Annotated in this window: 7 protein-coding genes; 2 read left to right on the plus strand and 5 right to left on the minus strand. The window is 72.4% G+C overall.

Features of this window, described 5'->3' with window-relative positions:
- Positions 1-21: 21 nt before the first annotated feature.
- A complete protein-coding gene (locus ACFVJX_RS24865; RefSeq protein WP_384130656.1) occupies positions 22-1,626 on the plus strand; it encodes an alpha/beta hydrolase in 1,605 nt (534 codons plus the stop codon).
- A 70-nt stretch (positions 1,627-1,696) separates the two neighbouring features.
- A complete protein-coding gene (locus tag ACFVJX_RS24870) occupies positions 1,697-3,265 on the plus strand; it encodes an alpha/beta hydrolase (RefSeq protein WP_384130659.1) in 1,569 nt (522 codons plus the stop codon).
- A gap of 226 nt (positions 3,266-3,491) precedes the next feature.
- On the opposite strand, the gene moeZ is transcribed toward ACFVJX_RS24870, so the two are convergent.
- The 5 genes from moeZ to ACFVJX_RS24895 all read right to left on the minus strand — a co-directional run bounded on the left by moeZ (position 3,492) and on the right by ACFVJX_RS24895 (position 10,194).
- Entirely contained in the window at positions 3,492-4,670 is a 1,179-nt protein-coding gene (moeZ, locus tag ACFVJX_RS24875) for an adenylyltransferase/sulfurtransferase MoeZ (RefSeq protein WP_384130662.1), read from the minus strand.
- 85 nt (positions 4,671-4,755) lie between these two features.
- Positions 4,756-5,598, minus strand: a complete 843-nt coding sequence (locus tag ACFVJX_RS24880; RefSeq protein WP_384130665.1) for a spherulation-specific family 4 protein — start codon at positions 5,596-5,598, stop codon at positions 4,756-4,758.
- A complete protein-coding gene (locus ACFVJX_RS24885) occupies positions 5,586-6,551 on the minus strand; it encodes an NAD-dependent epimerase/dehydratase family protein (RefSeq protein ID WP_384130668.1) in 966 nt (321 codons plus the stop codon). The genes ACFVJX_RS24880 and ACFVJX_RS24885 overlap by 13 nt, the downstream gene beginning before the upstream one ends.
- Before the next feature lie 135 nt (positions 6,552-6,686).
- Complete coding sequence (locus tag ACFVJX_RS24890; protein WP_384130682.1) at positions 6,687-7,979, minus strand: hypothetical protein; 1,293 nt, start codon at positions 7,977-7,979, stop codon at positions 6,687-6,689.
- Between the two features lie 364 nt (positions 7,980-8,343).
- Entirely contained in the window at positions 8,344-10,194 is a 1,851-nt protein-coding gene (locus ACFVJX_RS24895) for a glycosyltransferase (protein ID WP_384130684.1), read from the minus strand.
- Positions 10,195-10,361 lie beyond the last annotated feature (167 nt).

Raw genomic sequence — 10,361 nt, forward strand, 5'->3', positions numbered from 1 at the left:
TCGCCACCGCACGATGGAGCGATGAGGACCTCCCCTGCCCTGCGCGCCGCGGCCCTCGCCGCCACTGTGACCGTGCTGCTCCCCCTCACCGGCTGTTCGAACAGCGGTGACGAAAACAGTCCGGACCGGTCGGAGGGTTCGCCGCACGCGGCGAACGCCGCCGCGAGTTCCAGCCCGTCCGCTCTCGCCTCCCAGAAGCTGAAGTGGAAGACCTGCCCCGCCCCGTCCCAGGCGCAGGGCGGCGGCGCCGCACCCTCCCCACTGCCCGGCGGCGCCGTGTGGGAGTGCTCCGTCATGAAGGTCCCGCTCGACTACGCCAAGCCCGCCGGGGACACCATCGACCTGGCGCTCATCCGTGCGAAGGCGATCGACAAGAAGAAGCGGATCGGTTCGCTCATCTTCAACTTCGGCGGCCCCGGCGCCTCGGGCGTGGCCACCCTGCCCGCCTTCGGCACCGACTACGACAAGCTGCGCACCCGCTACGACCTGGTGAGCTTCGACCCGCGCGGGGTCGGCCGCAGCGCCGGGGTGGAGTGCGAGAGCGACAAGCAGCTGGACGCACGCTACGAGAGCGACGGGACACCGGACGACGCCGCCGAGGAGAAGGCGTTCGTCACGGACACGAAGACCTACGCCGCGGCGTGCAAGAAGAACTCGGGCTCCGAGCTGCCCCACGTCGGGACGACGAACGCCGCCCGCGACATGGACCTGATGCGCCAGGTGCTCGGCGACGACCGGCTGCACTACTTCGGCATCTCGTACGGCACCGAACTGGGCGGCGTCTACGCGCACCTCTTCCCCAAGAACGTCGGCAGGTCGGTGCTGGACGCGGTGGTGGACCCGACGGAGGACGCCGAGCAGTCCTCCCTGGGCCAGGCCAAGGGGTTCCAGCTCGCCCTGGACAACTTCGCCAAGGACTGCGCGAAGCGGGGCGATGCCTGCAAGCTGCCGGGGTCCGACGCCGGCGAGGTCGAGCAGGGGGTCTCCGATCTCCTCGACCGGCTGGAGAAGAAGCCCGTGTCCGGGATCGGCGCACGGAAGCTGACGCAGACACAGGCCACCACCGGTATCGCGGCGGCCCTGTACTCCAAGGAGACCTGGCCACTGCTGGAACAGGGCCTGGACGAGGCCGACGGCGGCAACGGAGGACTGCTGCTGGCCCTCGCGGACTCCCTCAACGGCCGCTCGGACGACGGCCGCTACGACAACTCGGCCGCGGCCAACACCGCCATCAACTGCGCCGACTCCAAGGAGCGGTTCACGCTGGAACAGACCAAGGCGAAGCTCCCCGAGTTCCGTGACGCCTCACCGGTCTTCGGCGACTACCTGGGCTGGGGCCTGATGGCCTGCACCGACTGGCCGGTCGACGGCACCTGGGAGCACCCGGACGTCAGCGCTCCGGGCTCGGCCCCCCAGCTGGTCATCGGCAACACCGGTGACCCGGCGACGCCCTACAAGGGCGCCAGGGCGATGGCCGACGAGCTGGGCAAGGGCGTCGGCGTGGAGATGACGTACAAGGGCGAGGGGCACGGCGCGTACAACAGCGGCAACGCCTGTGTGCAGAAGGCCGTGGGCGGATACCTGCTGGACGGAAAGGTGCCGTCGGCCGGAACGGTCTGCGGGTAGGGCCCGTCCGGACGCGTCCTACCATGGGCGCACTGCCGGCCGGGCAGGCACGACGGGGAGGGACGGACACGTGGTCTCATACGCACGGGCCGGGGCGCTGGCCGCGGCCGCGCTGCTGCTGACAGGGGGGCTCGCCGGCTGCGAGGACGGTGGCGGTACGGACGGCAAACAGGCGGACGGCAGCACGGCCGCATCGCCGTCCGCCACCTCCTCGTCCACCGCGAGCGGAGAGCCGGGACTGCCCGCCTCGCTCACCTCGCAGCTCCTGGACTGGAAGCGCTGCGAGGCCACCGGTGGCGACAGCGCCCCGGGCTCGGACTGGCGCTGCACGACGGTCGATGTCCCGCTGGACTACGCGAAGCCGGACGGCACCACGATCGGGATCGCGCTGATCCGCAAGGAGGCCCGGGAGAAGGGCAGCCGGCTCGGCTCGATGCTGTTCAACTTCGGTGGTCCCGGCGGTTCGGGGGTGTCCATACTGCCGCGCGCCGCCAGTTCGTACACGGAGCTCAACACCCGCTACGACCTGGTGGGTTTCGATCCGCGCGGGGTGGCCGGGAGCGCCGGGGTGCGGTGCCGCACCGACCAGGAGCAGGAGACCGCCAACCGGAAGGTCGACATGACCCCGGACACGGCGGCGGAGCAGGCGGCGTTCATGAAGGACGGGGCCTCCTTCGGCGCCGGCTGCGAGCGCCGCTCCGGCAAGGTCCTGCCGTTCGTCGGCACCGCCAACGCCGCCCGGGACATGGACCTGATCCGTGAGGTCCTCGGTGACAGGAAGCTGACGTACTTCGGTATGTCGTACGGCACCGAACTGGGCGGCACCTACGCGCACCTCTTCCCCAAGAACGTCGGGCGCACCGTCTTCGACGCCGTGGTCGACCCCACGGCGGACACCGTCGGGCACGCCCGCAACCAGGCGACCGGCTTCCAGCGGGCCCTGGAGAACTACCTCAAGGACCGCGGTCAGGACCCGAAGGCGGGCACCCGGCGCATCGCCCGGCTGCTGGCACGGATCGACAAGAAGCCGCTGCCGACCGGTACGTCCCGTGAGCTCAACGAGTCACTGGCCCTCACGGGCATCGTGATGCCGCTCTACTCCAAGAGCAACTGGCCCTATCTGACGCAGGCGCTGGACGAGGCGGAGGGCGGCCGGGGCAGCATGCTGCTGCAGATGGCCGACTCGTACAACGGCCGTGACGAGAAGGGTCATTACGACACCGAGAGCCACTCGCAGCGGGCCATCTCCTGCGCGGACAGCAAGGCACGGCCGACCGCGGCCGATGCGAAGGCGCTGCTGCCCGAGTTCGAGAAGCTGTCGCCGGTCTTCGGGGCGTTCCTGGCCTGGGACACCGCGGGCTGGTGCTCCGACTGGCCCGTGAAGGGTGAGCACGACACCCCGGAGGCGAGCGCCCCGGGCGCCGGCCCGGTCCTGGTCGTGGGGACGACGGGCGATCCGGCGACGCCGTACGAGGGGGCGCGGAAGATGGCTGACGAGCTGGGCGACGGCGTCGGCATCCTGCTCACCAACAAGGGTGAGGGGCACGGCGCCTACGGCGGCAACACCTGCGTGACGTCGACCGTGGACACGTACTTCCTGGACGGGAAGGTACCGGCGGACGGCAAGACCTGCTCGTAAGGGCTGTCCCGTAAACCCTGGTGGATCAGCGTGCGGCGTTCGGATGCGGTGCATCGCGAGGCGGAGGGACGTCCGCGTACTGGATGTGTTCGGGCGTTCCGGCAACGCGGCGAGGCGCCGTAGCCGGCGTCGTGCGCCCGCCGGGGATTAAGGGACAGCCCTCAGCCGGGGCGCACATGACGAAGGGGCCGGCCCGCAGACTGCGGACCGGCCCCTTCACCGCGCTCTAGTACACCGGCTTCTCGGGTTCGATCTGGTTGACCCAGCCGATCACTCCGCCGCCGACGTGCACCGCGTCGGCGAAGCCCGCCGACTTGAGGACCGCGAGGACCTCGGCGCTGCGGACACCGGTCTTGCAGTGCAGCACGATGCGCTTGTCCTGCGGGAGGTCCTGGAGGGCGTTGCCCATCAGGAACTCGTTCTTCGGGATCAGCTTCGCGCCGGGGATCGAGACGATCTCGTACTCGTTCGGCTCGCGGACGTCGATGATCTCGATCTTCTCGTCACCGTCGATCCACTCCTTGAGCTGCTTGGGAGTGATCGTGGCGCCGAGCGCCGCCTCCTGTGCCTCCTCGGACACGACGCCGCAGAAGGCCTCGTAGTCGATGAGTTCGGTGACGGTCGGGTTCTCGCCGCAGACCGCGCAGTCGGGGTCCTTGCGGACCTTGACCTGGCGGTACTGCATCTCCAGGGCGTCGTAGATCATCAGTCGGCCGACGAGCGGGTCGCCGATGCCGGCGAGCAGCTTGATGGCCTCGTTGACCTGGATGGAGCCGATGGACGCGCAGAGCACGCCCAGCACGCCGCCCTCGGCGCAGGAGGGAACCATGCCGGGGGGCGGCGGCTCCGGGTAGAGGCAGCGGTAGCAGGGACCGTGCTCGGACCAGAAGACGGACGCCTGGCCGTCGAACCGGTAGATCGAACCCCACACGTACGGCTTGTTCAGCAGCACCGCGGCATCGTTGACGAGATAGCGGGTGGCGAAGTTGTCCGTGCCGTCCACGATCAGGTCGTACTGGGCGAAGATCTCCATCACGTTGTCGGCCTCGAGCCGCTCCTCGTGAAGGACCACGTTCACCAGCGGGTTGATGCCGAGCACCGAGTCCTTGGCGGACTCGGCCTTGGACCGGCCGATGTCGGCCTGGCTGTGGATGATCTGGCGCTGCAGGTTCGACTCGTCGACCTCGTCGAACTCCACGATGCCGAGCGTTCCGACACCGGCGGCGGCCAGGTACATCAGGGCCGGCGAGCCGAGACCGCCGGCGCCCACACAGAGCACCTTCGCGTTCTTCAGCCGCTTCTGCCCGTCCATCCCGACATCCGGGATGATCAGGTGGCGGGAGTACCTGCGGACCTCGTCGACGGTGAGCTCAGCAGCTGGCTCGACCAGGGGTGGCAGCGACACAGGAACCTCAACAATGCAGGTGGTCGGTTTCTACGTACTTCGGCTACGTACGGTTGTTCTTCCGGTAACACTGCCACGCCCCCTCTCATTCCGAGATACCGGGTCCGATCCGCGAGACGATTTCGTCCCAGTACCTGGGCAGTGTCGCGAATGGATCGTTTTGTCCGTGCCCGTTGGCCGGATCCGTCTCACCTGTGCGGTCCGTGAAGAAGATCGTCCCCGCGCCCTGCCAGCGGGCGATGCGCATCGCCTCCTCCAGATGGGTGCGCGGGACGCCGTGGACGAAGTGGGCGAACCGTCCCGGCGGGTAGGCGGCGGTCCACTCCGCCACCTGCGACCAGCGGTAGTCGGTCCACGCGCCGCGGAAGGTGACGAGCTGATCGGCGGCCTCCGCGTAGCCGGGGTAGGGATGGGTGTCGTGGCCGAGCACCAGGTGCCCGGCGTCCTGCGCGCTGTCGCAGTCCGCGAGGAGCGCGGCGAGCGTGCTGGTGAGCCGGCGGACCGCCGGGAGGTCGGGGCGCTCGGCCGGGCACCGGTCGAGGTAGAAGCCGTCGACGCGGTACCAGTCCAGGAAGGACCGGGCGTCGGCGATCAGCTGGTCGAAGGGCCGGTTCCCGTGGGCCAGATCGAGCCGGCCGAGCAGCCGGCCGGCCGAAGCCCGTACGGAGTCCAGCACTTCCTCGCCGTGCACGGCGCGTTCGCGGGCGTTGCGGAGCCGGCCCGCCGCCTCCAGGCAGTGCGGGTCGGGGCGGGTGCCGGGGCCGTTGTCGATGTTGAGGACGGCCCAGTGCAGCGGGGTGCCGGGGCGGGCCAGTTCCGCCCACTCCACGGGTGCGAGCAGCGGGTGCGCGTATCCGGGGACGCCGAAACCGAGTTGGTCGGCACCACTGGTCAGGCGGGCCGTGCCGGTGCTGGTCAGATACGGCACGCCGCCTCCATCCAGATGTCGGCGAGGGACTCCTCCAGATTGATCCGGGGGCGCCAGCCGAGCCGGTCCCGGGCGGTGCGCACATCGGCCTGCTGCCAGGCGCCGCAGCCGTCCGGGTAGGGGGACGGGGTGGCCGAGAGGTGTTCGATGACCGATTCGGTGGAGGTGCGGGGTGCGCCGATGGGCAGCCGGGCGGGGGGCGTGTCCAGCTCGTGGAGCGCGCCCGCGTATCCGGCGACCTTGGCGAGCACGGCGGCGGCGTCCCGGAGGCGCACCGCCCGGCCGGTGCCGATGTTCACGACGCCCTGGGCGGCGGAGAGCGAGGCGGCGTGCACGGCGCGTGCGACGTCGCGCACATCGACGAAGTCGCGCTGCACCCCGAGGCCGCTGAGCTTCAGCTCACCGTCGCCGGACTGCATGGCGCGGCGCATCGCCTCGGCGAGCCGGCCGAGCGGTGAGCCCGCCGGGGTGCCGGGGCCGACCGGTGAGAAGACCCGCAGGACGACCGCGTCGAGGCCGGATCCGAGGACGAGTTCGGTGGCGGCGAGCTTGCTGACGCCGTACGGGCCGCCGGGGCGGGGGATGGCGTCCTCCGCGGTGGACGAGCCGGGCTGGGAGGGCCCGTACTCCGAGGAGCAGCCGACCTGGACCAGCCGGGCGGTGCAGCCGCTGCGCCGCATCGCCTCGCAGACGGTGGCGACGGCGACGGTGTTGTGGCGGGTCAGATCGCGGGCGCCGCCGCGGGTGGCGCCCGCGCAGTTGACCACGACTCCGGGGTGGACGGCGTCCAGGAAGCGGGTGAGCGCTCCGGGGCTGCCGCCCGCGAGGTCGAACCGTACGTCGGCGTCGTCGCCACGGCCAAGCGCCGTGAGGTGTACGGCCGGGTCGGCGAGCAGCCGGTCGGCGACGAACCGGCCGAGGAATCCGTTGGCTCCGAGCAGCAGCACCCTCATCGCGCGCCCCCTGGGTGCCGACGGCGGGCTGCCGGTGCGGGGTATTGGGGGGTCATGTCCGGTGTCTCCTTGAGGCAGTTGCGTACGGTGCGGGAAAGGACCCGCGGCGTCGGCTCCGCGGGGCTGTGAGGTGCGTCAGGCGGCGGTGTGGGCGGAGGCTCGGGAGAGAGCCACGGTGGCGGTGGTCAGCAGGCCGAGGGCGGCGACGCCGCAGGCCACGGCGGATACGGCTCCGGTGCCGGCCGTCTCCACGAGGAGGTCGACGGGCCGGGCCGCGGCGTCGAGGCCGGGCAGCCGCCCGGCCAGGATCAGGGCGGGCGCGGCGGCCTCGACCGCGCAGGCGGCGGCGAGTCCGGCGACCGCCGGTTCGGGGAAGCCGTGGACGGTGAGGAGCCGGGCCAGCAGGAGCAGTACCCCGAGGCCCACCGCCCCGACGGGTGCGCCGCCGTCCCCGGTCCCCAGGCCTGCCAGGTACAGCAGCCCGGTCAGGACGCAGAGGAAGAACGTGACGGCGCCGAACAGGAGCGGGCGCACACCTGCCGCGAACTCCTCCAGCGCGCGGCTGCCGTTGAGTTTGCGGTGTGCGTGTACGGAGAAGAGGTGCGCGCACCAGGCCGCGGGTGCGACCGCCACGGCGAGCCCGAGGAGCGGCGCCGGGGTGATGTCCCAGGGGCCCTCGGGGCCGCCGGTGAGGACCTGGTGGAGCAGCGCCTCGCCGTAGAGGGCGTAGCCGAGGAGCCAGCAGCCGTAGAGGTTGGCGGCACCGGCGGAACGTCCGCCGGTGGAGAGCGGGCCGGTGTGCAGGGCGAGGGCGAGCCCGATGAACGCGAGGAGCGCGCCGCCGCTGCCGATGGCGAGCCGCGCCTCGCCGCCCAGCACTCCGTCGGTGAGCCGCAGCGAGACGAGGGTCGCCAGGCAGGCGGCGCCGGGCAGCAGGGCCCGCAGCGACCAGGCGGCGCGCGTCTGGATGTCGCGCGCCGGAGTGGGAAGGACGCCTGCGGGCTCCCCCGCGATTGCGGGTACCCGGGCGAACAGTTCCTCGGCGAGCGAGAACACATCGCGGTGCCGGTAGCGGGCGGCGGTGCGGTCGGTGACGCCGTGGGCCTCGAGCCCGGCGGCGATCTCCAGCGGATCGACGGCTCGCTCGCAGAGGTCGCGGTGCCGGTGCATGAGTGACTTCACGGGATCGGCGGGACCGCGGCGGCCGGTGCTGAGCTTGCGCGCCGGAGCCGCGTGCGCGATCTCGGGCGCGCGGGTGGGGCCGGGGCGGGGGGCGCCGGGGCGCAGGCCGGAGTGCGGCGTGGTGGCGAACTGAGGCGCGGGCGCCGGGCGCGTCTCCGTGAAGGCGCACTCCGGCGCGGGCGCCGGGGCCGGCTCCGCAGAGGCACCCTCCGGGGGCGTACCGGTAAAAGCACCCCCCGGGGACAGCTCCGCGAAAACGTCCTCCGGGGGCAGCTCCGGGAGAACGTCCTCCGAGGGCGGCTCCGCGACGACGTCCGTCGAGGGCCTCCCCGGGGAGGCGTCCCAAGGGGGCGTCTCTTCGGAGGTGCCCCGCGGGGGCGGCTCCGCGACGACGTCCTGCGTGGCCGGGAGCCCCCAGGCCGGTTCGGAGGCCTCGGTGGCCGGGGATTCGGAGACCAGCGCACGTGAGCGTGGGTCCCGGTCGCCGCCGGTCGTCGGTGTGCCTGGCACCTCGGTCGGGCGGCCCATCGTCGTTCCTCCGTGCTTCTCACCGGGGGCGCCTGGCGGCCCGGATCGGTCGGTACGGCGGCCGGGCCCGGCCGCTTCCTGGTCACGCATCGCCGTCCCCCGCTCCGAGCGCCGCCGCCGCGCAGACGCCCTGCCCGGCCCAGCTGGGTGTGCGGTCGGCGGGTCCGGGGACGAGGGCCTCGTCCCGCTCCGGCCACAGGCCGAGGACGTGGGCCTCCGGAGGGGTGGCGAAGGGGCGCGGGCCGCCGCCGACGTCGATCGAGGCAGCCTCCCGGCGTACCGGCGCCCGAGCGATCAGCTCCAGGTAAATGCCGCGAAATGCCGCGAGGTTCTGTTCGACCGTGAAGAGTTCGAGTGCGCGGGCGCGCGCCGCAGCTCCCAGGCGCGCACGGCGCTCCGGGTCCCGCAGCAGGGCCAGACAGGCGTCCGCGAGTGCGCGGGGATTGCGCGGCGGCACCACGAGCCCCGTACCGCCGATGACTTCGACGACCGCGCCGACGTCCGTCGAGACGGTGGCCCGGCCGCAGAACATCGCCTCGACCAGGCTGATCGGGAAGCCCTCGACCACGCTGGAGAGCACCACGATCCCGCCCGCCGCGTACGCCTGGGCGAGGTCGGGGACCTCCGCGTCGCCGATGTCCTCGAAGGAGACCGGGTTGTCGCCGACGGCGTGCGCGTCGGCGGCCTCGTCCGGGAAGAGCTGGGCCGCGAGCGCCCGGCACTGCGCGAGGTAGGCGGCGCCCTCCGGTCCCTGTGCCGGAGCGCCGATGATCCGCAGCAGGGCGTCCGGTTCGGCCTTGCGCACCTCGGCGAAGGCGTGCAGCAGTGCGACCAGGTCCTTGGCGGGCTCGATGCGGCCGACCCACACCAGGGTGTCCGGGCCGCCGTCGCCCTCGTTCTCGCCGAGCGCCGCGAACCGGCCGGACTCCATGCCCGGGTGGACCGTGCGCACCTTGGCGGGGTCCGCGCCGCACCGCTCCTGCCAGCGGCGGGCGTGGGTGTTGCCGGGGGTGATCAGCGCGGCCTGGCGGTAGACCTCACCGGCGAGCCGGCCGTGGAAGTTGGCGAGCAGGGCGCGCACCGGCGCACTCAGCGGGGTGCCGCTCGCCGCGAGGTAGTGCGAGCGCAGTTGCACGGAGTGCTCGGTGACCAGCAGCGGCACGTCGAAGAAGCGTTTGGCCAGCAGGCCCGGCAGGGCCGCCGCGCCCCCGGAGGTGGCGTGGCAGAGGTCCACCGCGCCGAGGCTCTCCTCGTCGTACCAGTCGAGGGAGAGCGGGCGCAGGACCCGGTCGAGCTCCGCGGTGAAGGCGAGGAGGTCGGGGACGGTGGCGCTCTGGACGGTGCGGCCGGTGCCGGGCGCGCGGCAGGCCGCCTCCAGGATGCGTACCGCGGTCTCGGAACGGAGCGCCGCGGGAAGTCCGCCGTGTTCGCAGGCCAGTTCGGCGAGCCCGTAGAGACCGTCGGTGAACAGCGCGTCCTCGGAGGCCCCGGCCCGTCCCCGGTCGCGGTGGCCGTCCGGGCCGCGTCCGGACGCGTCCTGCCCGGCGGTCCCTGCGCCGTCACCCCGCTCGCCACCCGTCGCACCCGCGGCGCAGACCGAGGTCGCGAGCGCCGTGAAGTGGGTGGTGAAGCGGCGCCGTTCGCGCCGTCCGTAGGACCGCGCGCCCCCTCCGCTCAGCAGGCGCGAGAGCAGCCCCCGGGGGGCGTGCAGCCCCAGCGCGTCCTCGTCGGAGGTCCACAGCGGCGCCGTGCGCACCCGGCTCACCTGGAGCGGGAGCTGGACCCAGCCGCGCGCCTCCTGTTCGGCGGTGCGGCTGAGCGCGAAGAGATCGAACTCGTGCTGCGCGAGCCCGCGCACCAGACGGTCGCACCAGAGTCTGGACTCACCGGTCGCATACGGATAACCACCGTCGGTGAGGAGTCCGATCCGCACGAGCACACCCCCGATCTCCCTTGTGGGCGGCCACCGTTGGATCGGCGACTCGCAGCGGGACGACCGTAAGCGGATACGCCGGTGGTGGACGGTGCCGAAAGGCCCCCGGACCCGACCAACCACGAGAAACAGCTGAAATTAAAGAACGCCCCCGACGACACTACGGC

This window comes from Streptomyces sp. NPDC127177 (assembly GCF_042672475.1).
Classification (GTDB): Bacteria; Actinomycetota; Actinomycetes; order Streptomycetales; family Streptomycetaceae; genus Streptomyces.